The organism is Paenibacillus ginsengihumi DSM 21568 (assembly GCF_000380965.1).
GTDB classification, from domain to species: domain Bacteria; phylum Bacillota; class Bacilli; order Paenibacillales; family NBRC-103111; genus Paenibacillus_G; species Paenibacillus_G ginsengihumi.
In genome coordinates, this window is the sequence record NZ_KB905575.1 from 1 (window position 1) to 26,707 (window position 26,707).

The 26,707-nt window shown below is 57.5% G+C and carries 26 protein-coding genes, 1 tRNA gene and 1 riboswitch; of the genes, 15 read left to right on the forward strand and 12 right to left on the reverse strand.

Annotation, left to right across the window (positions count from 1 at the left end; genetic code table 11):
- Positions 1-864: 864 nt before the first annotated feature.
- Complete coding sequence (locus F591_RS0114710; RefSeq protein WP_026326630.1) at positions 865-1,302, reverse strand: hypothetical protein; 438 nt, start codon at positions 1,300-1,302, stop codon at positions 865-867.
- Positions 1,303-1,703: 401 nt separating this feature from the next.
- Between F591_RS0114710 and F591_RS0114715 the strand changes: the two genes are divergently transcribed.
- From F591_RS0114715 to F591_RS0114730, 4 genes are all read left to right on the forward strand, one after another.
- Positions 1,704-2,261 carry an XRE family transcriptional regulator gene (locus F591_RS0114715; RefSeq protein WP_245581050.1) on the forward strand — a complete coding sequence of 186 codons (558 nt, stop codon included), beginning with the start codon at positions 1,704-1,706 and terminating at the stop codon, positions 2,259-2,261.
- A gap of 239 nt (positions 2,262-2,500) precedes the next feature.
- Positions 2,501-4,306: an EAL domain-containing protein gene (locus tag F591_RS0114720; protein ID WP_019535384.1), complete on the forward strand. Its 1,806-nt coding sequence runs from the start codon at positions 2,501-2,503 to the stop codon at positions 4,304-4,306.
- A 475-nt stretch (positions 4,307-4,781) separates the two neighbouring features.
- Entirely contained in the window at positions 4,782-5,561 is a 780-nt protein-coding gene (locus F591_RS0114725) for a methyltransferase domain-containing protein (RefSeq protein WP_019535385.1), read from the forward strand.
- Positions 5,562-5,650: 89 nt separating this feature from the next.
- On the forward strand, positions 5,651-6,802 hold the full coding sequence (locus F591_RS0114730; protein WP_019535386.1) for a phosphodiester glycosidase family protein: 1,152 nt from the start codon (positions 5,651-5,653) through the stop codon (positions 6,800-6,802).
- A 480-nt stretch (positions 6,803-7,282) separates the two neighbouring features.
- Here the strand turns inward: F591_RS0114730 and F591_RS0114735 are convergent, their stop codons facing one another.
- Together F591_RS0114735 and F591_RS0114740 are read right to left on the reverse strand one after the other, a co-directional pair.
- Complete coding sequence (locus F591_RS0114735) at positions 7,283-7,672, reverse strand: YtxH domain-containing protein (protein WP_019535387.1); 390 nt, start codon at positions 7,670-7,672, stop codon at positions 7,283-7,285.
- 15 nt (positions 7,673-7,687) lie between these two features.
- Positions 7,688-8,179 carry a DUF948 domain-containing protein gene (locus tag F591_RS0114740; RefSeq protein ID WP_019535388.1) on the reverse strand — a complete coding sequence of 164 codons (492 nt, stop codon included), beginning with the start codon at positions 8,177-8,179 and terminating at the stop codon, positions 7,688-7,690.
- A gap of 266 nt (positions 8,180-8,445) precedes the next feature.
- Here F591_RS0114740 and F591_RS0114745 point away from each other — a divergent pair, with 266 nt between their 5' ends.
- Entirely contained in the window at positions 8,446-9,090 is a 645-nt protein-coding gene (locus F591_RS0114745) for a bifunctional 4-hydroxy-2-oxoglutarate aldolase/2-dehydro-3-deoxy-phosphogluconate aldolase (RefSeq protein ID WP_019535389.1), read from the forward strand.
- A 293-nt stretch (positions 9,091-9,383) separates the two neighbouring features.
- On the opposite strand, the gene nrdF is transcribed toward F591_RS0114745, so the two are convergent.
- The 6 genes from nrdF to thiD all read right to left on the reverse strand — a co-directional run bounded on the left by nrdF (position 9,384) and on the right by thiD (position 15,824).
- Positions 9,384-10,349 carry a class 1b ribonucleoside-diphosphate reductase subunit beta gene (gene nrdF / locus F591_RS0114750; RefSeq protein ID WP_026326632.1) on the reverse strand — a complete coding sequence of 322 codons (966 nt, stop codon included), beginning with the start codon at positions 10,347-10,349 and terminating at the stop codon, positions 9,384-9,386.
- A gap of 83 nt (positions 10,350-10,432) precedes the next feature.
- Positions 10,433-12,517, reverse strand: a complete 2,085-nt coding sequence (gene nrdE / locus F591_RS0114755) for a class 1b ribonucleoside-diphosphate reductase subunit alpha (RefSeq protein WP_019535391.1) — start codon at positions 12,515-12,517, stop codon at positions 10,433-10,435.
- Positions 12,487-12,864 carry a class Ib ribonucleoside-diphosphate reductase assembly flavoprotein NrdI gene (nrdI, locus tag F591_RS0114760; RefSeq protein ID WP_026326633.1) on the reverse strand — a complete coding sequence of 126 codons (378 nt, stop codon included), beginning with the start codon at positions 12,862-12,864 and terminating at the stop codon, positions 12,487-12,489. The genes nrdE and nrdI overlap by 31 nt, the downstream gene beginning before the upstream one ends.
- A gap of 245 nt (positions 12,865-13,109) precedes the next feature.
- A riboswitch (cobalamin riboswitch) is annotated at positions 13,110-13,318 on the reverse strand.
- A gap of 220 nt (positions 13,319-13,538) precedes the next feature.
- Positions 13,539-14,168 carry a helix-turn-helix transcriptional regulator gene (locus tag F591_RS0114765; protein ID WP_019535393.1) on the reverse strand — a complete coding sequence of 210 codons (630 nt, stop codon included), beginning with the start codon at positions 14,166-14,168 and terminating at the stop codon, positions 13,539-13,541.
- Positions 14,169-14,438: 270 nt separating this feature from the next.
- On the reverse strand, positions 14,439-14,882 hold the full coding sequence (locus tag F591_RS0114770; protein ID WP_019535394.1) for a DUF86 domain-containing protein: 444 nt from the start codon (positions 14,880-14,882) through the stop codon (positions 14,439-14,441).
- A 108-nt stretch (positions 14,883-14,990) separates the two neighbouring features.
- On the reverse strand, positions 14,991-15,824 hold the full coding sequence (thiD, locus tag F591_RS0114780; RefSeq protein WP_019535396.1) for a bifunctional hydroxymethylpyrimidine kinase/phosphomethylpyrimidine kinase: 834 nt from the start codon (positions 15,822-15,824) through the stop codon (positions 14,991-14,993).
- Positions 15,825-16,067: 243 nt separating this feature from the next.
- Between thiD and F591_RS0114785 the strand changes: the two genes are divergently transcribed.
- Complete coding sequence (locus F591_RS0114785) at positions 16,068-16,730, forward strand: thiamine phosphate synthase (RefSeq protein WP_019535397.1); 663 nt, start codon at positions 16,068-16,070, stop codon at positions 16,728-16,730.
- A 92-nt stretch (positions 16,731-16,822) separates the two neighbouring features.
- Positions 16,823-17,974 (forward strand): glycine oxidase ThiO, encoded by a 1,152-nt coding sequence (gene thiO, locus F591_RS0114790; RefSeq protein WP_019535398.1) that lies wholly within the window; start codon positions 16,823-16,825, stop codon positions 17,972-17,974.
- On the opposite strand, the gene F591_RS0114795 is transcribed toward thiO, so the two are convergent.
- Positions 17,966-18,640, reverse strand: coding sequence for a tetratricopeptide repeat protein (locus F591_RS0114795; protein WP_019535399.1), 675 nt, complete (start codon positions 18,638-18,640; stop codon positions 17,966-17,968). The genes thiO and F591_RS0114795 overlap by 9 nt on opposite strands.
- A gap of 289 nt (positions 18,641-18,929) precedes the next feature.
- Here F591_RS0114795 and F591_RS0114800 point away from each other — a divergent pair.
- The 3 genes from F591_RS0114800 to F591_RS0114810 all read left to right on the forward strand — a co-directional run bounded on the left by F591_RS0114800 (position 18,930) and on the right by F591_RS0114810 (position 20,234).
- A tRNA-Gln gene (locus F591_RS0114800) sits at positions 18,930-19,004 on the forward strand.
- Between the two features lie 188 nt (positions 19,005-19,192).
- The gene (locus F591_RS0114805; RefSeq protein ID WP_019535402.1) at positions 19,193-19,447 is read left to right on the forward strand and encodes a hypothetical protein; all 255 of its coding nucleotides are present in this window, start codon (positions 19,193-19,195) and stop codon (positions 19,445-19,447) included.
- Positions 19,448-19,607: 160 nt separating this feature from the next.
- Positions 19,608-20,234 (forward strand): FMN-dependent NADH-azoreductase, encoded by a 627-nt coding sequence (locus tag F591_RS0114810; RefSeq protein WP_019535403.1) that lies wholly within the window; start codon positions 19,608-19,610, stop codon positions 20,232-20,234.
- 182 nt (positions 20,235-20,416) lie between these two features.
- Here the strand turns inward: F591_RS0114810 and F591_RS0114815 are convergent, their stop codons facing one another.
- Positions 20,417-20,707 (reverse strand): hypothetical protein, encoded by a 291-nt coding sequence (locus F591_RS0114815; protein ID WP_019535404.1) that lies wholly within the window; start codon positions 20,705-20,707, stop codon positions 20,417-20,419.
- Positions 20,708-20,938: 231 nt separating this feature from the next.
- Here F591_RS0114815 and F591_RS32030 point away from each other — a divergent pair, with 231 nt between their 5' ends.
- Positions 20,939-21,082: a DUF6254 family protein gene (locus tag F591_RS32030; protein WP_019535405.1), complete on the forward strand. Its 144-nt coding sequence runs from the start codon at positions 20,939-20,941 to the stop codon at positions 21,080-21,082.
- Between the two features lie 124 nt (positions 21,083-21,206).
- Here F591_RS32030 and F591_RS0114825 read toward each other — a convergent pair whose 3' ends face one another.
- On the reverse strand, positions 21,207-21,494 hold the full coding sequence (locus F591_RS0114825; RefSeq protein WP_019535406.1) for an alpha/beta-type small acid-soluble spore protein: 288 nt from the start codon (positions 21,492-21,494) through the stop codon (positions 21,207-21,209).
- Positions 21,495-21,657: 163 nt separating this feature from the next.
- Here F591_RS0114825 and F591_RS0114830 point away from each other — a divergent pair, with 163 nt between their 5' ends.
- The 4 genes from F591_RS0114830 to F591_RS29625 all read left to right on the forward strand — a co-directional run bounded on the left by F591_RS0114830 (position 21,658) and on the right by F591_RS29625 (position 26,643).
- Positions 21,658-22,500: a MurR/RpiR family transcriptional regulator gene (locus F591_RS0114830; protein ID WP_026326634.1), complete on the forward strand. Its 843-nt coding sequence runs from the start codon at positions 21,658-21,660 to the stop codon at positions 22,498-22,500.
- 22 nt (positions 22,501-22,522) lie between these two features.
- Positions 22,523-23,251 (forward strand): glucosamine-6-phosphate deaminase, encoded by a 729-nt coding sequence (gene nagB, locus F591_RS0114835; RefSeq protein WP_019535408.1) that lies wholly within the window; start codon positions 22,523-22,525, stop codon positions 23,249-23,251.
- On the forward strand, positions 23,248-24,429 hold the full coding sequence (nagA, locus tag F591_RS0114840; protein WP_019535409.1) for an N-acetylglucosamine-6-phosphate deacetylase: 1,182 nt from the start codon (positions 23,248-23,250) through the stop codon (positions 24,427-24,429). Before nagB ends, nagA begins: the two co-directional genes overlap by 4 nt.
- A gap of 1,101 nt (positions 24,430-25,530) precedes the next feature.
- Entirely contained in the window at positions 25,531-26,643 is a 1,113-nt protein-coding gene (locus F591_RS29625; protein WP_019535410.1) for an ATP-binding protein, read from the forward strand.
- Positions 26,644-26,707 lie beyond the last annotated feature (64 nt).

The following is a 26,707-nucleotide window of genomic DNA, read 5'->3' on the forward strand; positions in this document are numbered from 1 at the left end:
ATTTTCAAGATAGACGCCTATGACGAGCGCTTCCTGTCGTCATCGGTCGTCACCTGCGGTATTGAAATTTTGTCGGCGTATACCGCCAAATTTTCAAGATAGTGAGCAAATGTTGTGTTTTGTACAACAAAAACGGGGCAAACACCCCTATTTGCGGCTCAATGTTGTACTTTGTACAACATTTTGGGCGATGTTTCCGGTTTTTAAGCCAAGCCCCCAAAAATTGTTGCACAAAATGCAACATTCCCCTTCCTTTTGTGCGAAGGGGGCAGAAAAAGTTGCATTTTTTGCAGGATTTGTCGCTTCATGCGCCTGGGGTGTGCCCGGGGAGGGGCGGCGCTAACACGGAGTTCGAATGCTGACATGGTGCGTCTTTTCATGCTCGTTAGCCCAGGGTGCTGTTTTGCCGGGCTAACGCTAACCAGAGAGCTTATTTCCCTCGAAACGATCGATTTGACATTCTAACGCAAATGAGCAGCCTTACTTCGGCATTTTGGGCTATCCGATTCAGCGTTTCTGGCCAAATAGCGTTACGACGTTTCGTTACATTTTAAAAAAGTACGATTCAGCAAAATAGCGTTTGTCACGAGCGTTAAAGATTTGGAAGCTTCGGCAGGGGCGCAGGAAGGGGCATCGAGCCCCGGGCTATTTTCAAGATAGACCCCCATGCCGCTGGCGCAGCACCATCAGATGATGAAAATGTGCCGCGCACTAAGCGCTATTTTCAAGATAGCGCCGACCGCTTGCTAGCGGCATACCCACAGAAGCGGGAGGGCGTCTTCGAACCATATAGCGAACGAGCCGACCGCGTCCGGCAGCTTGCGGCAGGCACGAAAAAACCGGCTTGCCCGCCGGATAATGGTACTATCTATGCTTGCGACCGTGCTTCACCAGCGTCATTCGCCGGGAATGCCTAAGCCATGAATAATACGCCTTCAGATCCCGAAGCTGAATGTCCTCGGATACTTTCCCCAGGAACGTTACGACAATCATCTTGTGCAGCGGATTTCCGGCGATATCGGTTTCATCCTTGATCTCGCTGAATTCTGCGACCATGACCAGATCGTCGTCGATCAGGTAGACATCCTTCTCGTTGGTGTAATACGGCTGAACGCAACCGGCCTTGAGCTTCGCCCACAAAAAATCGCAGATCGGCTCGATGCCGCCGCTGTCCGCGTCCACCCGCTCCTCCCACCGGCTCAGCGCGTGGCTCGTAATGAAAATGTCGGCCACCTTGTAACCGTTAAAAGGAACATAGAAGGGTTCGTATGTACTCCATCGATTCATGATTTTGTCCTTCAGCATGGATTCCCCCTTCTTGCTGTCCAGATAACGCTTGCCGCAGCGCCGACGCGAACGCGAGCCTTCAATATAGCGGTGTTCGCCAGCCAATGCCAACAACCGCGGGCGACGGCCGATGCCGAAAGCATCGCTTGTCATAGGCTGTAACTACTATAAATGTAGTATGAATATTACGTCACGTCAAGGCTTGTCCCCGTTTCTTAAAGTTTTTTCACAATTTTTCGATTCGCTATTTTCAAGCGGTTGGCGCTCCTATAAAATAAACATGGAAAGAGGTGATTCAGCTGTCTCAACCGATACCCGAATTCGGCAAATTCCTCGAAAGCCTAAGAGGCTTCATGTCATTGCGCGAGGCTGCCAAGCGCAGCGGTCTGTCTCATGCATATATAAGAGATCTCGAGTTGGAAAGGAACCGTTCGACGAACGAGAGGATTACCCCTTCGCCCGATACGCTGAAGAAGCTGTCCATCGCCTACTCATATCCGTATACGGATTTGATGATCAAAGCAGGCCATTTGAAGAGCGAAGACGTGCAAAATACCGAAGCGTTCCGCGCGGAGAACGCGAAGATTCCCCTGGACGAAGTGCTGTACATCGAAATCGGACGGAAAGCGATCACTTATCGCACCCGGGAAGGCACGGCCAGCGTCGCGGTGGAATCGCTGCTCGATTTCAGCACGTTTTTGGACGAGCTGGAGGAGAACGGATTTTATAAAACCGATGCCGACGTATACGCGAATTTTCGTCAAATCCGGAAATATGACGAAGCCCGCGGGAAGCTGTATTTTGATGAAGACGGCAAAGGCCCCTTCGTTCCTCTCTCATCGCTCCGCCAAAAAAAATACCACACGCTGATCCTGCGTTCTGTGGCCGCCAATACGAATTCGGCTCTGGAATTCAGCTTTGAAAACTGCGGGACGTCGCATTCCCTGGACAAGCGCCTGGGAACCGAATCGTAAATGTTATTTTGGAAACGATTTCCTAGCTTCTGCAGTGGGAAATCGTTTTTTTATTTCCACTTGGAAAGTTTTACAACCAAATGATTCTTAATTACTATTTATCACCCCTGTCTTATGTCGTACAATATTTTTAAAAGATGAAATGATTCTTTTGACCCTTATTTTTCTATAATTGGAAATTACGCTTCATCTCTTCCGGCAAGCCATATCTCTTATATAACCCATTGGAGCTGACATCCATGCAGAAAATCCCCGTCACCCGCGACGGCAAGAGAGGTTCGGAAGTCATCGTCATCGATTCCAGCGATGTGCTAAAAATTGAACAAGTGCGCGGCCGCGACGTCGTGATTCATACCCTGGATGGTTCTTTTTACCTAGATTTTTCGTTTGAAAATTTGGAAGAATGGCTGTTCGAGGACGGGTTCCGGCTGCTCGACAATGCCAATATCGTCAATATGAATCATGTCAAGGAATATGACGCCAGACGGGGAACCGTCTATCTTGGGACAAGCGATCGAAACGGCGCCATCACCGCCTCTGCCGCCCATATTCATCGAGATCATATCAAGAATGTCATCGAATTGATCAGCACGGCCGATTCCGCCTCCAAGCATCACGACCCGGAACGATACGAGCAGCTGTTCGCGAAGCTGATCAGCGAGACGAGGGACGATCAGTTTCTGCGCTCATACGCCACGCTCCGCGCCGTCAACGAACGGAAGCGGGCCGAGGAGCAAATCACGCATATGGCTTATCACGACGCCTTGACCGACCTGCCGAACAGGCTCCTGTTCGATCAGCAATCGAGACTCTACCTGGAAGAGGCAGAGAAAACCGGCGGCAGACTGGCCGTCCTCTTCTTCGACCTGGACCGCTTCAAGGTGATCAACGATACGCTGGGACACCATATCGGAGACCGGCTGCTGCGTTGCCTGGCCAACAAACTGCGGGGATACGTCAAGGAGAAGGACGTTGTCGCCCGGTTTGGCGGAGACGAGTTCATCCTGCTGACGAGCCTGGCGCACAAGGACGAAGCGTCGCAGTTCGCCCAAGGCATTCTCGAGCTGTTGCGGGACCCCTTCGTGATCGAAACCCAGGAGCTGTTCGTCACCGCCAGCATCGGCATCAGCATTTATCCGGACGATGGCCGGGACAGCGATACGCTTTTGAAAAATGCCGATAATGCCATGTACCGTTCCAAGGAAAAGGGAGGGAATTCATACCATTACTATCATCCGGAGATGAACAGGCGCTCCTTGCGCCGCCTCAACATGGAGATCGACCTGCGCAAGGCGCTCGAAAGAAGAGAATTCCGCATTCATTATCAACCGATCATCGACCTCAGCAGCGGCTCCGTGTTCGGGACGGAATCGCTGGTGCGCTGGCATCATCCGGAATGGGGAATGATTCCTCCGGGCGAGTTCATTCCGCTTGCCGAGGAAACCGGGCTCATCGTGCCGATCGGCAATTGGGTGCTTCGGGAAGCATGCCGCCAAAACAAAGCTTGGCAGCTGATGGGCTTTCCTCCGCTGGTCGTGTCGGTCAACATCTCCGCCATCCAGTTTCATCAGAGCAACTTTGTGCAGCTCGTGACGGACGCGCTGCGGGAATCCGGGCTGCCTCCGGATTTGCTCTGTCTGGAAATTACGGAAAATGTGGCGATGGCCAACGTACCGCACATTGTTGAAACTATGCAGAAGCTGAAGCAACTTGGCGTCCGCATCTCGATCGACGATTTCGGCACCGGTTATTCCTCGCTCAGCTATTTGAAGCGATTCCGTGTGCATACGCTGAAGATCGACCAATCGTTTATTCGCGACGTCACGTCCGATGAAGACAACGCCGCGATTGTTACGGCGCTGATCGCCATGTCGCGCCGTCTGAAGATGAAGTCGCTCGCCGAGGGCGTCGAGACGAAGGAACAGCTGGAGTTTCTCATCGCCCAAGGCTGCGACGAAATTCAGGGCTTCGTCTTCAGCAGGCCGATGCCTGCCGCCGATTTCGAGCAGCTCATGAAAGAGAATCGGCAGTTGTCCCTGCATTGAATCGTAGAACGACTTGCTGCAGGGAACGCAGCGTGCCAAACGGCGTGTAAATTGACAATCAATTTGCGCGCTGTTTTTTTGGTTCAAGCTCTGTTCGCCTTGCTAGTATCGAACTGTCGTTCCCTATTCAACGATCCGCCCCCCCTTCGCGCCAGGCCTTCCTGATCGCTATGAGCGCTAACGCTGATGACGAACGCTATTTCGCTGAATCAAAACGCTATTTCAAATATAACGAAACCGAGGAACGCTATTCTATCTGAAACCCCGATTTCGACCGCCAAAAATGCGCAATAAAGTTACCTATAAGCGTTACAATCCCAAATCAATCATTCCGAGCTAATTAAGCATTGTGACCATCGTTAGCGCGGCACAGGGTTTTGCTTCTCCAAATGTTCAATAACATGCTAAAATGTGGTACAATAGGTAATGAAAAATGAAACCAGGTTTCATACAACGGAACAAAGGAGAGGTTTTCGTGCCGATGAACTTTCACGATAAAAACAACAGAATGACCTATGCGACAAGAATCGCCGATGAATCATGGATCTCGCTGATCAAAGAAAATATCGATATATCCGGCAAAGAAGCTGCCGATATTGGATGCGGCGGAGGCATATACACTAAGGCTTTGGCCAGTCTTGGCGCCTCCCATGTTACGGGAATCGATTTTTCCGAGGAAATGCTGAAGGGAGCTGCCGAGAATTGCAAGGCTCTGGACAATGTTTCCTTGTTGAAGGGCAGCGCCGAGCACACGGGATTGCCCGACGATCGTTTCGATATCATTCTTGAGAGGGCCTTGATCCACCATCTGAAGGATTTGAACCGCTGTTTCCGGGAATCCGCCCGCATCCTGAAAAGAAACGGCACACTTATCATTCAAGATAGAACACCAGAAGATTGCTTATTGCCGGGCGATGTGAATCATATTCGAGGCTACTTTTTCGAAAAGTATCCTGCGTTGGCAAGCAAGGAAATCGCTCGCCGGCACGCATCCGATAAGGTCCGCGAATCTCTGGAATCGAACGGATTTTTCGTCTCTAAAGAAGTGCAATTGCAGGAAACAAGACGCGTATACCATGACTTGGACTCGCTATGTAACGAAATCATGCAAAGAACAGGGCGTTCGATTCTCCATGAATTGACAGACGGCGAGCTTCGGGAGTTGGTATTGTTTATCAAAAATAAATTGGATCGCAGCGCAGCGCCGATCATCGAAAAAGATTCATGGACGTTATGGTTCGCAGTGAAAGTATAGTTTTTGTAAAGACTGCAACTTTTTTCACCCCTTCTCGTCATTATGGTAGGTGAAAAGGTCCAAACGATACTAGGCCGAAGGGGCAAAGAATGGACACTAATCTGACAAGCGTTCCGCGTTCTGGCAAGCATCGCTCCGCCCGCAAGACGCGCAAGACCCGCAGAACTCCGGCCAAGAAGCGGAGAGGCGGCTCCGTTGCCGTTACTTTATTGCTGTATATTGTTTTTTGGCTGTTCGTCTTCGGCTCGATCTTCGGCATCTGGTTTTTCTTGACCAAGTCGGGATCGGAGCTGCGCTTTTTAGCGGCCGATACGCTGATTACGACGCAGCACAGACACTGGGCCAAATATTTGATCGGCCAGCAGGAGCTCGACAAGCGGGTAGCCCGCTATATGGCTCAGTTCGACGCCTATTCCCAGGTCAAGGACTTGAATCTTGTCCGCCTTGAGGAGAAGCCGCCTGTCGAAGAGGAGAAGAAGGAACTGGTGAAGATCGAGCCGATCTCCGGGACGAACTTCAAGGGGCATTTGCTGTTCGTGAACGATCCGAAGTCGCTCAGAGTCGCCGTGCCGGGCAAAGCGGGCAAAGGCGAGAAGGTATCGGACATGGTCAAGCGGCTGCACGCCGTAGCCGGCGTCAATGGAGGAGGGTTCGACGATCCCGGATGGAAGGGCAACGGGTTCAAGCCGACCGGCGTCGTCATGTCCGGCGGCCAGATGTTCTACAACGATGCCGACATGAATACGCCGGTCAATATCGTCGGCATTGACGAGGACGGGCGGCTCGTGGCAGGCAAGTACAAGCCTTCCGAGCTCAAAGGAATGGGCATTCGCGAAGCGGTCACCTTTGCCCCGAAATTTATCGTTAACGGCGTCGGCATGATCAAGAATGCGAAAGACGGCTGGGGCATCGCTCCCCGCACCTGCATCGGCCAAAAGGAAGACGGCACGATACTGTTCGCGATTATCGACGGCCGACAGCCGGGACACAGCATCGGGGCTACGCTCTACGACGTGCAGAACATATTTTTGGAGCAGGGCGTCGTCACTGCAGCCAATCTGGACGGCGGCTCCTCCACCGTGCTCGTGCACGGCGACAAGATCGTCAACCGCCCTTCCAGCGAATACGGCGAACGGTATTTGCCGACCGCCTGGCTCGTCTTCGACGAGCCGGAACGGGCAGACATTCGCAACATCTGGGCCGGCATGGACCCGAGCAAAATCGACGCATCCAAGTGGTAAGCTGCGCAGGCTGCGCGGGCGGCCCGCGCGAAGGCCGAGGACAAACGTGTCCCCGGCCTCGGATCCGCGGCCCTTCCCCAGGCACATGAGGCGACAAATCCTGCAAAAAATGCAACATTTTCCGGCCTCTTCGCACAAGAGGAAGGAGAATGTTGCATTTGTGCAACAATTTGGGGGGCGATGGGCTTCAAACCCGGGAATATCGCCCGAAATGTTGCACATTCTACAACTTTGCGCCGCAAATAGGGTGTATTCCCCCGTTTTTGTTGTACAAAATACAACATTCGCGGACACTCTTGAAAAATTCGACGAAATCCTTCGGCGAAATTTTCAACACCGCAGGTGACGACCGATGGCGAAAGGAATCGTTCGTCATAGGCGTCAATCTTGAAAATTCAGCGTTATCCACACGCTGAATTTTCAATACCGCAGGCGACGAGCGTTGATAACGGATTCGTTCGTTACCAGCTTTTCATCCGGTTACTTGTCGTCTCGTTCAGCAGTCGTCGCCGCGACCGACGCTTCAGCCGTCAGCTCCTCCTCTCTCTGGATGCTGTGCCAGTTCGCTTCCCGTTTCGTGCCGGCGGCCGCTTGCTTCGCCTTGTTCGCCCAGCCGGATGCTTGCCGTCCGATTGTCTCTGCGGCTGCCTGCGTCTTTTCGCCGACAGCGGAAGCGATGCGCAGCGTCTTTTCCACGACGTTCGACGCCGCCTGCTGCGTCTTATTGCTCGCCAGCTTCGCGCCTTCGGCAATGTCCGTCCGCAACGCCTTCCCCGACTTGGGAGCAAGCAGCAGCGCGGTGATCGCTCCCAGCACACTGCCGGCCACTGCGCCGATGATCATTTCTTTGCCTTTCGTTTGCTTTTGCATGTTCCTCACTCCTTCTTATGATTGCGATCGTTCCGATCGCTCAGTCGGCTCGCGGTCGTCCGCCATCCCCTTGGGCTTGCTCTGCCGCCAGGACTGCCAGCGCTGCCACAGCTGCATGCCGGCCGCCGTAAACTCCATCAGCTCGCTCACAGCTTCCCGGCGGTTATGTACAGCCCTGCGCGCTTCCTCCAACGTCTCTTCCACGGTGCGAGACACGGCTTTAACGGATCGCGATACGCGGTAAGCCGCATCCCCCGTCTCCTGCACTGCGGCAAGCAGCCTGTCGAACTCGCGGATTTTGGCCCGCATCTCCTCCATATGCGCCATCGATTGGCGAAGAAAGCGCTGCGATTCCTGCATCGTCCCGTTCCACTGCTCCTGCGCCTGCTGAAGCACCGCTTCTGACCGGGCCAACGTCTGCTGCGCTGCATGAAGGAATCGGATCGCAAAGCCCGTAAGCGCAATGAAAGCGAGCGCCGCTGCGCCTAGCCCGATTTGCCACCACATGGACCGTCACCTCCGCCGCTGCCGGAACTGCTTCTGGACGAATGCCCAGGAGATAGTACAGTATAGTCATCATCCGCCTAATTTGACACAATGTTCGCAGTTTTTTTGGCAAAATGGACAATAGACGCCTATGACAAACAATTCCTTTCGTCATCGGTCGTCACCTGCGGTGTTGAAATTTTGTCAGCGTATACCGAGATAGAAAAAAGAATGTATAATAGAAGCGATAAGAACGCAGAACAATCGGGACGGGGGATGGCTTGAGCATGAACAAGGAACAAGGCTTGGCGCTGCTGGAATCGGTAAGGGTGATCGCCATTGTGCGCGGCGTGGAGGAGAAGCATATCGCAGGGGTGGCGCAGGCGCTGCTGGACGGCGGCGTGCCTGTCATGGAAGTGACGCTCAACACGGAGGGCGCCCTCGGAATGATCGGCCGGCTGCAGGAAGCGTTCGGCGACCGCATGTTCATCGGGGCGGGCACGGTGCTCGACGCAGAAGACGCGCGGCAAGCATTGGACGCGGGCGCGTCATATCTCGTCACGCCGAATATGGACGAGGAGGTCATCCGCCTCGCCGCCGGGCGGGATGTGCCGATCTTCCCCGGCGCGATGACGCCGACGGAAATCGTCAAGGCGTGGAAAGCCGGCGCGACCGCTGTGAAGGTGTTTCCGAGCGCCAGCCTCGGCATCGCTTACATGAAGGAGCTGCTCGCTCCGCTGAATCGGATTCCGCTGATGGCCGTGGGCGGCGTCACCGAAGACAACATCGGCGAATATTTGCGCATCGGCTGTTACGGCGTCGGCATCGGCGGCTCGCTCGTTAACCTGAAGGAGATTGCCGCCGGCAATTACGATTGGGTCCGCGACAAAGCGGCCCGGCTGATCGAGCGTTCGCGCCAGCAAAGCGTATAGCGCCATCTATGAGAAGACGCCTTGCGGCGTCCTTGAAACAAACATCCATACGCTTGACGATGCGGCGTGCTTGGGCGGGGAATGGGCAAGGAAGCCCGGTCGCCGCTCCACCCTGTGCGACGGCGCCATCGCTCTCTGCCGGAGGAAATGATTGCTCATCGAGCCATTTTGAAGGAATAAGACCGGCTACGCATTGTCCAAACAAACTATAAAAGGGGCATCCCGCCTGCCGATCGCTCGGCCTGCGGGCGCCCCTTTTGTGCCGTCAGCCGCACCTCGCGTCGACGGACGAATCAAAGCTCGAACCGGAAATCGTCGTCCGTCAGCGGCTCCACATGAATCGTGCGGACGTAGCCGTTTCCTTTTTTCGAGAAAAAGTCGTGATGCTTCGTATGCGTGCTGATGCCGTTGAAGACGATCGGGTTGATCTCCTCCTCCGGAAATACGGGATCGAGCCCGAGGTTCATCAGCGCCTTGTTGGCGTTGTAGCGCACGAACGTCTTGACCTCGTCGACAAGCCCGACAGCGGCGTACAGCTCCTCCGTATACCGCTCCTCGTTCTCGTGCAGCAGCTTCAGCAGCTGATGGAAGGTCGCCAGCGCTTCCTCCCGCTCGCTCTCCGTCAACTCGGCAAATACCTCCTGGGCCAGCACTCCGACGTACAGCCCGTGGATGCTCTCGTCGCGCAGAATGAGATCGATAATCTCCCCGCTGCTCGTCATCTTGCCCTGCCCGGCCAAATAGAGCGGGTAGAAAAATCCGCTGTAGAACAAATAGCTCTCCAGCAGCACCGAGGCGGCCATCGCCAAATACAGCTCTTTCTTCGAATGGATGCTGCGGTAAAAGCGCGAGATCGTGTCCGCCTTCGTCTGCAGGCAGCGGTTCTGCTCCACCCAGCGGAATACGTCGTCGATCTCCTCGGTCGTCGCCAGCGTCGTAAAGATGCTGCTGTACGATTTGGCGTGAATTTGCTCCATCATGCCCATGAAGCCGAGCACCGCCTTTCGCTGCAGTCCGTCCACATGCTCCATAATTTTCGGCATGCCGACGCCGCCCTGCACCGTATCGAGCAGCGTCAGCCCGCCGAGCACCTTCATGTACAGCTCCTGCTCGACTTCGCTCAGCGTCAGCCAGGACATTTTGTCGTCCGACAGCGGAATCTCCTCATCCGTCCAAAACTGCATCAGATTTTGGCTCCAGAACGTCCCGGTAAAATCGTCGTCCGGGCGGTTCCAATTCACCGCTTTCATTACCGTCATCGCTAGTTCGTCTCCTCTCGTAACCGCTGCTGCAAGCAGCAGGGGCGCGCCGCCGCCCCCGAAATGTCCCGTTCTTCCGCCCGTCAGACAGAGCAGCTGATGCATTCCTCCACGGACAGCCGGTTCGTCCGGGTGTAGTACAACGATTTCAGACCTTTCTTGGCGGCATAGATGTAGCAGCGGGCCAGCTGCCTTGTCGACACGTCGCTGTTGACGTGAAGCACCGCCGAGATCCCTTGATCCACATGCTCCTGAATTTCCGCAATCAGATCGATCACTTTGAGCTGATCCATTCGGTAAGCCGATTTATAGTAGAAATAGTTGTCCCGGTTCAAGAACGGCATCGGATAATACGTGGTCGAGTTGGCGTACGTCCGCGTCTCGATCGGCTCCACGATCGGCATGACGCTCGAGGTCGCGTTCTGCACATACGAAATGCTCTGCGTCGGAGCGATGGCCAGCCGGTAAGCGTGATACAGACCGTGGCGCTGCACCTCCTCCTTCAGCTTGCGCCAATCGTCAGGCGACGGCACGTCGATCCCTTCGAACAGCCGCTTCACCTTCTCTGTCGCCGGACGGTAATCCGTCTCCGTATACTTGTCGAAGTAGGTGCCTTTGGCGTATTCCGAACGGTCGAAGCCAGCGAACGTCACCCCGCGCGTGCGGGCGATGTCCATGCTTTTTTCCAAAGAATAATAGTTCATCATCATGAAAAAAGTGCGGGCAAAATCTTTCGCCTCTTCGCTTTCGTAGGCGATCCGGTTTTTGGCCAAATATCCGTGCAGGTTCATCGCCCCGAGCCCGACCGAATGCAGTTCTTCGTTCGCTTTCAGCACGCCCGGCGCGTTCGTGATGCGCGTCATGTCGCTGACCGCCGTGAGTGCGATCATGCCCTCGTGCACCGATTCGCGCACCTTCTTGCGCTCCATCACGTTGGCGATGTTCAGCGAAGCGAGATTGCAGCTGATGTCCCTGCGGATGATGTCGGGCTGACCGTAGTCGCCGATCTCCGATGTCTCCTGCAGCTGGAAAATTTCCGTGCACAGATTGGACATCTTGATCGTGCCGAGCTCCTTCAGCGCATGGACGCGGTTGGCGTTCGAGCGGTTCATGATGTACGGGTATCCTGATTCCAGCTGAATCGTAGCGATCTTCACAAGCATCTCCCGCGCGGTCATAATCTCCTTCTTGCGCACGCGGTCGTCGGCCAGCAGCTTCTCGTACATTTCGTCCAGATCCATATCGTCCAGATGAACGCCGTACGCTTTAAAGACCGAATACGGGGCGAAGACGTGAAGCGGCCGGTCCTCCTCGGCAAGCCTGTAGAATTTGTCCGGCACGATCAGCCCGATGGACAGCGTCTTGAGCCGCGTTTTCTCATCCGCATTGATCTTCTTGCTGTCGAGGAACTCCAGGACGTCCCAGCCGAAAATGTTGTAGTAGCCCGCTCCGGAGCCTTTGCGCTGGCCCATCTGATCGGCGTAGGAGAACGAATCCTCCATCAGCTTCAGCACCGGCATAATGCCTTTGGCCGCGCCCTCGACGCCTTTGATCGGCTCGCCGCGCCCGCGCAGCTTGGACAGGTTGACGGCGACGCCGCCCCCGATCTTCGACAGCTGCATGCACGTAGCCAGGCAATAGTTGATCGAATTGAGCGAATCGTCCATCTCCAGCAGGAAACACGAGACCATCTCGCCCCGGCGGCTTTTGCCCGCATTGAGGAAGGTCGGCGTCGCCGGCTGAAGCCGCTGCTCCATCATCGAAGCGGCCAGCACCCGCGCCGTATTCACGTCGCCCCGGCCAAGATGAAGGGCGACGATCGCAACCCGATCCGGGTAATGCTCGAGATATTGCGAACGGTCGTTGCTCTTCACCGCGTAATCCGTATAAAACTTGGAGGCCGCCATATAGGACGGGAACTCGAAGCCGTAGCTGTGCGTCAGCCGGTAAATCTCCTCGACCTCCGCTTCCGTATACCGGTCGTATACATTCTCGTAATAGTCATGCTCGATCATATACCGTACCTTCGACGCGGTATCGGGGAAGGAAACGCTTCGCTGCGCGACCTCCTCCATGAACGCCTGCACGGCTTCGCGGTCCTTCTCCAAGCGGTAAAATCCGTCTTCCCCCCGCTGCATCAGCAGGTTGTTAAGCTCAATGTGCCGCATGCTGCGTTCACCTCCGTCATAAAACGTTGCACATCGCCCGGCGTTCCCGCCAGCTCGAACTTGCCCAGCACCGGCACGCCGTACTGCCTGGCGACCAGATCCGCGCTGAGCGCGAAGTTATGTCCCCAATTGCGGTTGCCGCTGGCCGCGACGCCCTGCAGCCTCCTATGGTTCCGCCGCAAAAAGGACGCCACCTTCTCCGGCACCTGGCCGAATCCGGTCGTATAGGTGACGAGCACGAACGGCTCGTCCAACGTCATCGACTCCTCGATCTGCACCGATCTCATGTTCAGCTTGCTTACGAATTTTCGCACATTTCCCGTGCGGGAATCGTAGGCGATCAGCATGGTCCTCTTCCCCTCTCTATCTTTGCCGCTGGCAAATGCTCGTCCGCCATCAGCCTCTCCCAACATGTGCGCCTGGCGGAAATCGATATGTACGAAATACAACATGTTCCTCCTCCGGAAGGATGAACGGGACGTTTAAAAAGGCGCACCCGGCGATAAAAGGCCGGATGCGCCCCTATGCGCGCAGCCGAAAAAGCCTGCGTCGGCAGGACGTACCGGACACCTCCTATCGTCCGTAGGAGAACGTGTCGAACCTCTCGCAGGCAGGTCTCCTGGCTCGGGGATCCGAGCGCTTCAATCCGCCTTCCCGGCGGCCAGCCAGTGGCATGCGTGGATCGAAGCTTTCCCCTTACAGTGGCGGGACCGCGCCGGCTTCGCACCGGACTTCCCTATTAAGCCTTCCCGCCGCCGCTGCCGGCCGGTCGGGTAAGTCACCTGCGGGTTACAATATGTAGTTGATATTTATCAATTTAAATCAATATATTGTGTTTGTCAATCGCAAGCTGCAAAAAGAGGCCGGTTCCCCAAGCCCACCACCGGCTTGCCGGAACCCGGCCCCTGCTTATGCGCGCCCTATCTCCGAACATTTGGCGGTCACCCGCCGGCAACATTCCAGCAAGCTTCAAGGCGGCGGCCGATAAGCGAGCGATTCGTTCGTTACCGGCATCTGTCGCCTATCGCTCCATAATTCGATATGTGCAGCGGTTGCCGCCCTTGGCGAGACATTCCGTCCGTTCCACCTCGGTGCCGAGCAGCTGGCGGAACATCGCCAGCTCGCAGCTGCAGGCGTGCTGATAGCGGCTCGCCACCTGCGAGATCGGGCAATTGTGCTCGTGCAGGACATAGCTGCCGTCCTCCTCGGCCTGCCATTCGACCATATACCCGTTGGCGTTCTGAATGTCGGCCAGCTCCTTCACCCGCTCGGATAGCGGCTTGCCGGCAATGCGCTCCTCGTAGCGCCCGATCAGCCGCTCCTTGCGCCGCTCGAACAGCATCTCCACCTTGTCCTCCCCGGCGACGGCGGCAAGCTCCTCCAGCAAATCCAGCGTCAAATGGTGGTACTTCTTCGGGAACAACTCGTCCGCGCTGTCGGTCAGCGAATACATATGGGTCGGACGGCCCATCGCCTGACGCACCAGCTGCGAGTCGATCAGACCGTCTCTCTCCAGCGTGTTCAAATGTCTGCGCACCGCCATCTCCGTAATGCCGAGCTTCCTGGACATCTCGCCCACGGTCAAAGGGCCCTGCGTCTTCAGCATCGTCAGTATGATCTTGCGCGTCGAAGCATCCTGCTGCCGGTTCATCCGGTCTCACCGCCTCTCCTGTTGTTCCGCAAACCGGCGGCCGCCCAGACGGCCCGTGTCGCTATTGTCATTGTATACGATCGGCAGGCATAAGTAAATTCCTATACTAAAATGTATGTAAATACCCGGTCGCGGCAAGCCATTCCTCCGCAATGAACGTGCCGCTTCGCAGCGCATACCGATGATTCCCGGAGGAACTGCCGCATTACCCGTGAATCCCCAAACAAATAGAATAGCAGCCCGGTACAAGGTACACGGACTGCCCGCAAGTCAAACCATTTCCTTGCTAATAAAAGCCGGGACCGCTTCGGCGAACCGCTCCAGAGCTCCGGGAAGCTTCGCGACGAGCTCATGCAGCCCGTCTCGCGGCAGGTCGGTATATTCCTGAACGAGCGCCCTGCGGAGAGCGACCAGCTCCTTCAGCACGGCAGCCGTCTCGCGGTCGAACACGCCTTCCCCGTACAGCACGTCCACGATGTCCTCGTAGCTGCTCGCATCCCGCATCATGAAGGCATCGATCAACAAGCTTCCGACGTCGGTCACCGTCTCGATCGCCAGATGCAGCAGCCTCTCCTGCGCCCAGCTCAGCAGCAGCGTCCCGTTCCCGGCGCCGGACTTGCCGCTCCATGCGGACATCAGCTCCGCGCAGCCCTGCTTCAAGCTCGGAATGAAGTCGAGCCTGCGCTTGATTTGCTCATGATCTACATAATACATGCGTTTATCTCCGTTTCTTTTGGCGGCTTTTGGACCACAGCTTGAAGGCCGGGATGCAGAGCACCAGCATCACGATCAAGAGCAGCGCCTGCATCAAATATTCCCTGCTCATATGCGCTCACCTTGCCCCGCCCGCTCCGCCCCGCCGTAGCGGACGTACGCCCAATGATTGGTCGGCCCGTGCCCGCCGCCGATCCCGAGCTCGTGCTTGATCGCCAGCGAGATGAACCGCTTGGCCGCCTTCACGGCTTCCAGCAGCGGCCGGCCCTTGGCCAGCTCCGCCGTAATGGCTGCGGAGAAGGTGCATCCCGTGCCGTGCGTATGGCGGGTCTCGTACCGCTCGCCCGTCAGCAGGTGGAACTGCTGCCCGTCATACAGCACGTCGACCGGCTCGCCGGGCATATGCCCGCCCTTCACGACGGCCGCGCGGGCGCCGTACTCCTCGACAATCCGCTGAGCGGCATCCTTCATCCCGTCCAGCGAATCGATCGCGCGCCCGGTGATCGTCTCCGCCTCGGGAATGTTCGGCGTGACGACGGCAGCCAGCGGCAGCAGCTTCGTCCGCAGCGCCTCCTCGGCGTGGCTGGCCAGCAGGCGGGCGCCGCCCTTGGCGATCATGACGGGATCGACGACGAGCCGCGTAAGCCCCTGCTTCTCGACCTGCCCGGCCACCAGCTCGATGATGTCCGGGCTCGACAGCATGCCCGTCTTGGCGGCGTCGACGCCGATATCTTCACACACCGCCTCGATCTGGCGGGCGATGCCTTCCAACGGAATATCGTAAATGCCGTGCACCCCGAGCGTATTCTGGGCGGTTACCGCGGTAATCGCCGACATGCCATAGACGTCCAGCATCTGGAACGTCTTCAGGTCGGCCTGGATTCCCGCGCCGCCTCCGCTGTCGGAGCCGGCAATCGTCAATGCTTTGGCAATCGTCTTCACTTCGGTCGTTACCCTCCACTTCCTGCCGCCTGCCGTTCACCGCGCAGTGTAAAATCGCAAAACTTGTACATCAAAACTTGTACATTAAGTGTATTATTCCGGACGGGCAGCGTCAAGCTGGGCCGGTTCCTTTCGCTTTCGTTTTCTTGATATTTTTATGACAATCCAGGGCAACGCTTTGACGCTGTTTGCGCCTGCGGGTTATGATGGTAGAAAGTTGGACACGATCGGAGAAGTGGCGACATGAAGGCTCATTCGCTTCATATGATCACAACGGGACGCCAGCCGCTGGAGCAGGTACGGGACATTCTCGCCCGCTGCCCTGCAAAGCTGGCGGACGCGCTTCACGTGCGCGAGAAGCAGCGCGGCGCTCGCGAGCTGATCGCCTGGCACGATGCGCTCAGGCCGCTGATGCCAGATACGCCGCTCTTCGTGAACGACCGCCTGGACGCCGCGCTGGCCGCGGGGGCGGACGGCGTGCAGCTCGGCGGCAGCAGCCTGACGGCGGCCGAAGCCCGGGCGATTGCCGGCAGCCGCCTGGCCATCGGCCGCTCGGTGCACTCGGCGGCCGAGGCGGCGCAAGCGGCCGCGGAAGGGGCGGATTTCGCCGTCTTCGGGCACGTATACGCCACCGGGTCGAAGCCCGGCCTGACGCCCCGAGGCGTTGACGCGCTGCGCGCGGCGGTCGAGGCGGCGCCGATCCCCGTTATTGCGATCGGCGGCATCACGCCGGAGAGAATCGATGAGGTGCTGTCGACAGGCTGCGCCGGCGTCGCCGTGCTGTCCGGCATTCTCGAGCACGAGGACCCCGCGGGCCAGCTTGTCCGCTACCGGAAGGCGCTGGACAGCTTCCGCCGCCCGCCGAAGGCAGCGCTGCGGATCTTGTCCCCGGCAAGCCGCAAGTAACATGCCCGCCTGGCCGTTCCCGGTCAAGCGCGCCGGCTGCGGCCAAGCTATGCTATTGTTTGTTCCTAACCTTGAAGGAGGCGCATTCCCTCATGCCTAATCATGACCAAGATCGTTCGAACGTTTCGGATCGTCCTGCCGCCATAGTCATCGGCGGCGGCATCATCGGCTGCGCGGCGGCGCTGGAGCTCATCAAGGCCGGATTCGCCTGCACCGTGCTGGACCAGGGAGCCCTGATGCAGGAGGCGTCGACAGCCGCCGCCGGCATGCTCGGCGCCCAGGTGGAGACTCACGAGCCGGGGCCGTTCTACAAGCTTTGCCGCCATAGCCAGGAGCTGTACCGGCCGTGGACGGAAGAGCTGGAGGAGCTGACCGGCATCACGGCGGAGTACGTGGCCGAAGGAATACTGCGGGTGGCGCTGGACGAAGAGGACGAAGCCCAGCTGCGCAGCCGGCTGTCCTGGATGCGCGGCGCGCAGTGGCTGAGCGCGGAGCAGATTCGCGCAGCCGAGCCAATGCTCGCGCCTGAGGTCCGCGGCGGCCTGATGCTGGAGCGCGACCATCATATTATGCCGACCGCGCTGGCGGGCGCGCTGCGGGCCGCTCTCGTCAAGCTCGGCTGCCGCATCCGCGAATGGACGCCGGCCTACCGGCTGCTGCAGCATCAGGGTCGCATCGCGGGCGTGCAGACGGCCGAAGGGCCGCTCTACGCGGATGTCACCGTGCTTGCCGCGGGGGCCTGGGCGCCGGTCTTGACGGAACCGCTCGGCCTGAAGCTGCCGGTCTTCCCCGTCAAGGGGCAGTGCATCTCGCTGCGGCCCGAGGCGCCGCTCAACCGCTCGACGCTGTTTGCCAAAAGCTGCTACATCGTGCCCAAGCGCGACGGCACGGCGCTGATCGGCGCGACCCAGCTCGAAGTCGGCTTCGACAAGCGGACCGATGCCGAGGCGGTCGCCAAGCTTTACCGCAAGGCGTGCGCCCTGCTGCCGGCGATGCGCGACGCGGCGTTCGTCCGCACCTGGGCCGGATTGCGGCCGGGATCGCGCGACGGCCTCCCCTTCATCGGGACGTGGCCGGAGGCGCCCGGGCTCATCTTCGCCGCCGGCCATTACCGCAACGGCATTTTGCTCGCGCCGGGCACAGGGCTGCTCGTCAAGCAGCTTGCCCTCGGCGAGCAGCCGGCGCTCGATCTGACGGCGTTCGCGCCCGGGCGCGCTGCCGGGGCCGCCGGCGTATCAGGCTGAGCGCAGCTGCAGCCACGCCAGCAAGGCCCACTTGCGCTCGGCTCGGCGCTTGAACTTGTGAAGCCCGCGGTAAATATCGACCGCTTCGCGGAACGCCCGCGCGGCTTCCTCGTTCCGGCCGAGCCGCTTGTGCAGCTGGCCGAGCCGGCAATAAGCTTCGCAAGAGGACGAATTGACGTCCCCGAAGCGCTGCAAATAGCCGACAGCCCGGTCCGGCGCGCTTTCGGCCAATGCTTCCCCCAGCCGCAAATACGGCTCGCCGTATTTGACGCGCGGGTTCAGTTGGAGCGCCTGCCCGATCAGCCGCTCGCCCTGCTCGAGGCGGCCGAGCTTCAGCTCGCAAAATCCGAGCTCGCAGAGAACCTCCGCCGAATCGTCCATCACGAGCCGCACCTGCTCGAGCAGCTCCTTCGCTTCGCCATAGCTGCTTCGCTCCATCAGCAGCCGCGCGAGCTCGAGCTTGGCCGAAGTGTTGTGCGGACTTAGCCTGAGCTCGTCCCTCAGCCGGCTGATGCGGCGCGCCCGGCGGACCGGCTTCAGGAAACTGGGCGTGATGCCGACAAACCGGCGATCCAGCAAATATAAGATGGCCAGCAGTACGATTACGGCCACAAGCGGATTTCCGGTAATCCACGTCAAGAGCAAAAAAACAGAAAATTTCCCCATGGTCTCCTCCTGTTCCTTTTTTTTCATCCCATCGTATAACGAAACAAAACGGCCTCGACAAAACATGTGCATATCCGGTGTATTTTACCATATGAGCTTTTTCGCTGACAAATTTCCCTGGTTACCGCTTAAGCTGCACAAGCATTAGCACCAGCACCAGCGCTTGCCGCAAATGCTTATACCGGGCGTTACGAACGATTTTGCACGGCAACCCTCGTCGATTTCCTTGTGTTGCCATTTTGAGCCATCGTATAATTTTTTCCCTTTCTGTCCAATATAAAGGCATCGGTGAGGAATAGCCAAGCGGTAAGGCAACGGACTTTGACTCCGTCATCCCTAGGTTCGAATCCTAGTTCCTCAGCCATACATAATGCGGAGCGCTTTTCTGCCGGAGGATGCGGCCTCGGGACAGGAAAGTGCTTTTGCTTTGTTAACCGCTAAAATGGCCTCAAATCGCGCGAGCAAGCAGGAATCGGCGGAAGCCGTCGCGAACAAGTAAGAACAGCACACCGCCTTGCAGCGGCGGGAAGAATCAACAGGGGGCCAGACAAAATGGATAAGGCAAAAGCGCAGAAATGGAAAAAAACGAGAGAGATGGGCAAAGGCAAATACGTGATGCTGTTCGGCGTCGCCGCGTGGGGAATTACGCTGACTGTGGCGTTCACGCTGGTCGAATGGCTGACGCAGCAGACGTTTACTCCATTGTGGTTTTATATCCGCTTTTTCGTATTCGGGTTCGCCGGATTTCTCATCGCCAATTTCCGTTGGGAATCCATGGAGCGTCTGTTCAAGCAGCACAATCCGTAAAGGGAGCGCAGCCTTCGCAGCCGGCGCGGGCTCGCGAGGAGCCGGCACATCAACGCGATGATGAAGATTAAAATAAGTTACTTTACTTTTATAAGTTAATATTGTATTATACATAAATGTGAGTCACATTCATGTAATAATTATTCGGAGGGATACTCAAATGAGCAATGTCCTGTTTATTAAAGCGAACGGCCGGCCTGCTTCCCAGGCGGTCAGCGTCAAGCTATACGACGCTTTCCTGCAAGCGTACAAAGAAACGCATCCGCAGGACCAAATTACGGAGCTCGATCTGTTTGCCAACCCGCTTCCGTATTACGATAACGACATGATCACCGGCATGTTCAAGCTGGGCAAAGACCTGGAGCTTACGCCGGAAGAGCGCAGCGGCGCAGAGACGGTAAAGCGCGTGCTCGACCAGTTCATGGCTGCCGACAAAGTCGTCTTCGCCTTCCCGCTCTGGAACTTTACGGTGCCCGCTCAGCTGATCACTTACCTGCACTACATTCTGCAAGCCGGGATCACGTTCCGCTATACGGCCAACGGTCCGGAAGGACTTGCCGGCAACAAGAAGGTCGCTCTGCTGAATGCGCGCGGCGGCATCTATTCCGAAGGGCCGATGGCTTCCTTGGAAATGTCGCTCAAATACGTGCAAACGATCATGGGCTTCATCGGCGTGACCAACATCGAGACAGTCGTCGTCGAAGGGCACAATCAGTTCCCGGACCGCGCCGAAGCGATCATCCAGGAAGGCCTGCAGGAAGCCGCCCGCGTCGCCCGCACGTTCTAACGTTACCGACAAAAAGCTCCGCTTAAGGCGGGGCTTTTGCTCTACTTCCCGCCCAGCGGCAAAAAGAAACCTGCAATCACTCGGACTGCAGGCCGTCAAGGGATATATATATTAAAAAGGGGGTCGATGATTAGTATATCCCCTTTTGATTAATGCCGGATGAAAAACAGATTACAGTTATGTTACATTCGATTGCGCATAATCAGCTGCGCGAAAAACAGCAACACCTCGTTGTTCACGAAAGCGATGCCGAAGCCGAACAGCCCGAACATCAGCGAAAAGCTGTCCTCCGGCGAAGAGAACACTTGCGCCCACCAGATGCCTGCAGCGGCAAATACGAGCGTATTGACAGCCGAGCCGGCAATGAAGGACGCCCCCAGCCTGCGCGTTTTCAGCATGACCCCGATTCCGACGACCCCTGTCAGAACGAAGCCGATGCCCATGATCAGCCAATAAATGCTGTCGTAGGTCATGCCCATCCCCCTTTGAACGCCTGATCGCAAAAATAAACTCTACCGTTCATCATACATTGCGGCGGACAGGCTAGGCAAGGTTTAATCATGAATAATTTTGCACAACTTGCGCCAGGCGGTTCTTTTGGGCCTGCCGGGAATAAACCGCCCTTCATTCCCCCATGCTAATACGGCAGCCTGCCGTCACGGCGCAGGCCTCAGCCACCATTATCAGGAGGGAGACATGAAGCGATGAGCACTTCGAAACGCCGCCGAGAAAACGCATGGAAAATTCGCAAGCAGACGCAGCAGCCGCACGGTAAAATCAAAGCGCTGGCCGAGTATGCCGAAGAATACGATGCGAGAGCGAACAACGAAGGGCTTGTGCAATCCTGATCGGCCGTGACCGACAAGCTGCAAGAAGCTCCACGTTCCCGGCGGGCGCGTGGAGCTTCTGAAAATTGACATGCCCGAGCGTCATTCCTGTCCACGTTCCCGGCGGGCCCGTGAAGCTTCTTCTTTAAGGGGACCGTTTCGACAGCTGCTGCTGCGCCAGGCGGATCATCTCGCGAACCATGGAGCCGCCGATTTGACCGCCGACCTTGCCTGCCTGCTCGGTAGACAAAGCGCCGTTATAGCCGGGCCGAAGCGGAATGCCGAGCGATTTCGCCACCTCGTATTTGACCAGATCCGGCCGATTCGGATCGGCGGCGTAGCCCTCCCGCTTCATCACCTCCGCCTTGAACCGCTCTATGCCTTGAGCGGCCTGGGGCACGACCAGCCGTCCGGGGCTTCTTCTTCTTGCCATGCTCATCATCCTCCTAACGTTAGCGTAACCGCCGCCGCTCCAAGTTATCCGGCCGCACGGATATTGTTGCGCAGGTCGGCGTTTCCGTGTATGATGGATGTAAATAATTTTCTTGTTACTATACGTTTTATTTAAAATTATTTTAATCATTCAGGTGATTCCGTTGTCCGCCATAACTAACGCAATTCACGAAAAGACGAGCAGTATGAACCGAAAGGAAAAAGAGCTGGCCGATTTCATTCTGGAGCATGCGCGGGAAATCGTTCATATGGGAATCACCGAGCTGGCGGAGCGCTCCGGGGCGAGCACGGCGACGATTTCCCGGTTTTGCAAGCAGCTTCATTTTTCGGGGTACGCGGAGTTTAAGGTGAAGCTGTCGGCAGAGCTGGCCGGGGAAGCCGCCGCTCCCGCTTATCAGGATATCGTCGCCGGCAGGCCGTTAACCGATATTATCGCCGCCGTCGAGTCGAACCATCTCCGCGCGATCGGCGATACGGCGCGGCTGATCGACCGGAAAGCGCTGGAACGGGCGGTTCTTGCGCTGCGTTCGGCCCGCCAGATCGGCGTCTACGGCATGGCGACCTCAGGGCTGGTCGCCCAGGACTTTCATCAGAAGCTGGTGCGAATCGGCCGAAGCGCCCATGCCTTCACGGACCATCATATGATGCTGACCTCGGCCTCCAACCTGACAGCGGACGACGCAGCGATCTGCATCTCGTACTCGGGACGGACGGCCGAGACGATCTCCGCGCTGCGCTGCGCCAGGGAAAGCGGAGCGGTGACGATATCGCTAACCAAATTCGGCTCCAACCTGCTGGCCGATCTGGCCGACATCGCTTTATTCACCTCGCCGCTGGAGGAAGGAATGCGCCGCGGGGACATGGCCTCCCGCATCACGCAGCTGTTTCTGGTCGATATTTTGTTCGTCGCCTTGATCAGCGATCAGTTCGAGGAATATGTCCCGCGTCTGGAACGCTCCTTCCAGATGGTTCGCAAGTATACTTAACTAACATCAGGAGGGATTGGCTTTGAACCTGCAAATCTTCGACTCGCCGGACCAGCTGCATGAGGCCGGAGCGGGCATTATCGGCGGCCTGCTGCAAACGAAACCGTCCGCCGTCCTCGGCCTTGCGACAGGCGGAACCCCTGTCGGCATCTATGAAGAGCTCGTAAAGGCGCATAAGCGCGGACTTGTCCGCTTCAAGGAAGCGACGACCTTCAATCTGGACGAATATGTCGGACTTCCCGGCACGCATCCCCAAAGCTACCGCTATTATATGAACGAGCACTTGTTCAGCCAAGTGGATCTCGCCCCGGAGCGTACTCACATTCCGGACGGGATGTCCCCCGACCCGCAGGAGGAATGCCGCCGCTACGACGCCCTGCTGCAGCGGGCAGGCCAGATCGATCTGCAGCTGCTCGGCATCGGCCATAACGGGCATATCGGCTTCAACGAGCCGGATCATGCGCTGATCAGCGGCACCCATGTCGTCGCGCTGCGGGAGGAGACGCGGCTGGCGAACGCGAGATTTTTCGATCGCCTTGAAGCGGTGCCGACGCACGCCTTGACGATGGGCGTCGCGACGATCCTGAAAGCCAGGACGATCGTGCTTGTCGTGAAAGGAGAAGACAAAGCGGATATCGTCCACCGCGCGCTGACGGGCCCGATCACCACAGATTGTCCGGCGTCGCTGCTGCAGACGCATCCGAACTTGACGGTGCTGATGGATGCTGAAGCGGGGAGGCGATTTCGATGAGCATCCCGACGGTGCTAATTACCCGCGTCCGCTTGGCCGCCCCCGGGGGCGTCATCGAAGACGGCTGGATCAAGCTGGCGGGAGGACGCATTGAAGCGCTCGGCTCGATGCCGGGCGCTTCGGAAGAACTTGCTGGCGAGAAAGCCGATATGCGCATCGACGGCCGCGGCGGCTGGGTGCTTCCGGGGTTTATCGATATTCACGTGCACGGGGGCTTCGGCCACGATTTCATGGATGCCGACAAGGAAGGCCTGGATGCGATCACGCGGTTTCATGCGCGCCATGGGACGACCGCGATGCTGGCGACGACCGTGACGGCGCCGAAGGACGCGCTGGATAAGGTTTTGTCGCGGGTGAAGGCATACGCTCAGGCGGAGACGGAATATGCGCGGCTGCTCGGCGTTCACCTGGAAGGGCCGTTCATCAGCGCCAAATATCCCGGCGCGCAAAATCCGGCCCATATCGCCAGGCCCGACCCGACCTGGCTGGACGATTGGCTGGCCCGCTTCCCCGGCCTGATCAGGATGCAGACGCTCGCTCCCGAAGCGGAAGGCGCCCTGGCCTACATCCGCAAGCTGAACGAAGCCGGCATTGTGGCGGCCTGCGGCCATACGGACGCTTCTTACGGCCAGCTCAGCGAAGCTGCCGATTGCGGCTTGCGCCACGCCGTCCATACATTCAACGCGATGCGTCCCGTCCATCACCGCGAGCCGGGCACCGTCGGCGCCGTGCTGACCGACGACCGGATCACGGCCGAGGTGATCGCCGACGGCCATCACGTCCACCCGGCCTGCATCCGGCTGCTCGCGCGGGCCAAAGGGCCCGACCGGCTCGTGCTCATCACCGACGCCATGTCCGCGGCCGGCCTCGGCGACGGCGATTACCGGCTCGGCGGTCTGGACGTTGCGGTGCAGGACGGAGTGGCCCGCCTGAAGGACGGCGGCAGCCTCGCCGGCAGCACGCTGACGATGATCGACGCCTTCCGCTTCGCCGTCAGGCACGCCGGGATCGGCGTAGCCGAAGCAAGCCGCATGGCCAGCGCCAATCCGGCGCGAGTCATCGGCGCCGCCCACGAAACCGGCAGCCTGAAGGCGGGCATGCGGGCCGACGTGCTGCTGCTGGACGAGGAGCTTCATCTTAACGGCGTATGGATCGGCGGAAAGCCGGCCGCGCTATAAGAAAAACATCTATCGACGTCCTTTCAAGGAGGGGCGACCGCGATTTAGAGGTAGTTTTTCTTGGTACAGAAAGTCGCACTTCTCTTAATGCTTTAGCGAAGTTAAACTTTCTGTAACGTTAAAACAATCGTAACCTTTGCCGTTGATGGACGCGCAAGCCGAATGGTGAACTCGCCGATGGTGAAGCTCTAGCATCGAAAATCGTGTCGCAGCCGGCGGCTCCCCTTCGCGTTAGCGCTGCTCCTCCCCGGACACACCCAAGCACAGGAGGCGGCGAATCCTGCAAAAAATACAACATTTTTGGCATTCCTTGCGCAATCGGAAGGGTAATGTTGTATTTTGTGCAACAATTTAGGCGTGATTGGCTGCAAACCCGGGGAATAACGCCCGAAATGTTGCACTTTCTACAACAATGAGCGGCAAGTGCGGTGTTTCCCCCGTTTTTGTTGTACAAAATACAACATTTACGACACGAACCGCAGGGCATGACATTCTTCCTCGGCCTCCTTCGCATTCCAGCGGCCCTAAGCCTTCTTCCTCGGCCTCCTTTGCAGACCAATAGCTGCAAGTCATTCTTCCGTTCTCCCATCCCCGACAATGCCGCGACTTCCTTGATTCCACTCCAGCCCCAGCTGCTTATCGTACTTGCCGCAAGCGACGCGCGCCCCATGTCCGTGATGCTCCAGGACAGATTCGCTTCACCGAGTCCGGATAGCCCTATGGCCCGAATATTGATAAATTCTTATATTTCATTGAAAAACTCAATGAAAAACTTGAAAAAGCGATCGAAAGTCCTATCGTTTTTTCAAGTTTTTTTGTCGTTTATTTTAATAAGGGGTTCCATACAAATCTCCAGAAAAAATCGAACGCCCCCTTCCACATTTCGACTTTTTTAGACAAAAATTCTTGCAATTTTGAAGAAATTTTTCTTAATTCAGAACCAAATAATGATATAATGGAATCAAACATTTGAAATAATGTCGCCTGCCTTCCGCACCGTTGGTTCGGACGGCCTGTGACGAAGGAAGACGAATTTCATACGTTATCGCCATTCTTGAAATAAAGGCTTATAACTCAATGTACAGAGAGCAGGGATAGACGATGAGCAACCGTCCGAATCTTTACCCCGCCGACATTTTGAGTGTATTGAAACGTATTACCGACCCTGTCTTTGCGCTGGACCCGCATTGGACGGTTACCTATATCAACGACGAAGGCGCCGGGCTTCTCGGCAAGCCGAAAGAGGAGCTGTCCGGCCGCAATCTGTGGGAATGCATCCCCGAGGCTGTCGGCACCCGTTTCTACGAAATGGCTCAGCAATCGATCCTTGCTCAGCAAGCTTGCGATTTTACCGATTTTTTCAGGCCGCGGCAGCGGTGGCTGCATATTCGGCTGTACCCTTCATTCAGCGGCATGACCGTCCTGTGCCAAGACGCCTCCGGGTTGCGCCGGGAAGCGGCAGCCGAGCGCGAGCCGGCCGGCCGGTTTGGCAGCGGGAAGCCGGCCGAGCCGGACGCTTCTTCGCTGCACAGGCGCGAACTGCTGGCGATCGTCGGGCAGCTGGCAGCGGCCATCGCTCACGAGCTGCGCAATCCGCTGACGTCCCTGAAAGGATTTTTGCAGCTGCTCGAAGCGAAGGCTCCCCCATGCGACAAGTATTACTTCGATATTATGCAGGAAGAGCTGTCTCGCATCGAAATGCTCGCCGCAGAGTTGCTCGTGCTCGGCAAACCGCAGGCGGTGCAGTTCGAGGAAGCGGAGCCGGCGGACATCATGCGCCAGGCGCTCGCGCTGCTCGGGCCGCAGGCCGTATGCAGCAACGTCAGCATCGTTTCGCGCATCCAGCCCGACGTCCCGAACGTGCTCTGCGTCGCCGGCCAGCTCAAGCAGGTGTTCGTCCACATTATCGCCAACGCGATTGAAGCGATGCCTGACGGCGGGACGGTCGAAATATCGCTGTCCCGCAGCGACGACGGAAGCCTGCAAGCCGACATTCTCGATCAGGGCGCAGGCATTCCCGACGAGGTGCTGTGCCGGATCGGCGAACCGTTCTATACTACGAAGGACAAGGGAACCGGACTCGGATATATGGTCGCCCTCAAAATCATCGAGCTGCACCGGGGACGGCTGGAGATCGACAGTCAAAGCGGCAAAGGAACGCGCGTCAGCATCACTTTGCCCGCCGCGTCGGCGTCAGCGTCGGCGAGCCCTTAAGCGGCCGCAGCTCAGGCAGCAGGAGCAATTTGCCCTGCTGCTTTTTTGTGTGCGTGACGGTTAA

Coding starts and splice junctions, on each gene's coding strand:
- F591_RS0114720 (WP_019535384.1), top strand. CDS start 2,501: ATGCAGAAAATCCCCGTCACCCGCGACGGCAAGAGAGGTTCGGAAGTC.
- F591_RS0114730 (WP_019535386.1), top strand. CDS start 5,651: ATGGACACTAATCTGACAAGCGTTCCGCGTTCTGGCAAGCATCGCTCC.
- F591_RS0114735 (WP_019535387.1), bottom strand. CDS start 7,672: ATGCAAAAGCAAACGAAAGGCAAAGAAATGATCATCGGCGCAGTGGCC.
- F591_RS0114740 (WP_019535388.1), bottom strand. CDS start 8,179: ATGTGGTGGCAAATCGGGCTAGGCGCAGCGGCGCTCGCTTTCATTGCG.
- F591_RS0114745 (WP_019535389.1), top strand. CDS start 8,446: ATGAACAAGGAACAAGGCTTGGCGCTGCTGGAATCGGTAAGGGTGATC.
- nrdF (WP_026326632.1), bottom strand. CDS start 10,349: ATGACGGTAATGAAAGCGGTGAATTGGAACCGCCCGGACGACGATTTT.
- nrdE (WP_019535391.1), bottom strand. CDS start 12,517: ATGCGGCACATTGAGCTTAACAACCTGCTGATGCAGCGGGGGGAAGAC.
- nrdI (WP_026326633.1), bottom strand. CDS start 12,864: ATGCTGATCGCCTACGATTCCCGCACGGGAAATGTGCGAAAATTCGTA.
- F591_RS0114765 (WP_019535393.1), bottom strand. CDS start 14,168: ATGAACCGGCAGCAGGATGCTTCGACGCGCAAGATCATACTGACGATG.
- F591_RS0114770 (WP_019535394.1), bottom strand. CDS start 14,882: ATGTATTATGTAGATCATGAGCAAATCAAGCGCAGGCTCGACTTCATT.
- F591_RS0114785 (WP_019535397.1), top strand. CDS start 16,068: ATGAAGGCTCATTCGCTTCATATGATCACAACGGGACGCCAGCCGCTG.
- thiO (WP_019535398.1), top strand. CDS start 16,823: ATGCCTAATCATGACCAAGATCGTTCGAACGTTTCGGATCGTCCTGCC.
- F591_RS0114795 (WP_019535399.1), bottom strand. CDS start 18,640: ATGGGGAAATTTTCTGTTTTTTTGCTCTTGACGTGGATTACCGGAAAT.
- F591_RS0114805 (WP_019535402.1), top strand. CDS start 19,193: ATGGATAAGGCAAAAGCGCAGAAATGGAAAAAAACGAGAGAGATGGGC.
- F591_RS0114810 (WP_019535403.1), top strand. CDS start 19,608: ATGAGCAATGTCCTGTTTATTAAAGCGAACGGCCGGCCTGCTTCCCAG.
- F591_RS0114815 (WP_019535404.1), bottom strand. CDS start 20,707: ATGACCTACGACAGCATTTATTGGCTGATCATGGGCATCGGCTTCGTT.
- F591_RS32030 (WP_019535405.1), top strand. CDS start 20,939: ATGAGCACTTCGAAACGCCGCCGAGAAAACGCATGGAAAATTCGCAAG.
- F591_RS0114825 (WP_019535406.1), bottom strand. CDS start 21,494: ATGGCAAGAAGAAGAAGCCCCGGACGGCTGGTCGTGCCCCAGGCCGCT.
- nagA (WP_019535409.1), top strand. CDS start 23,248: ATGAGCATCCCGACGGTGCTAATTACCCGCGTCCGCTTGGCCGCCCCC.
- F591_RS29625 (WP_019535410.1), top strand. CDS start 25,531: ATGAGCAACCGTCCGAATCTTTACCCCGCCGACATTTTGAGTGTATTG.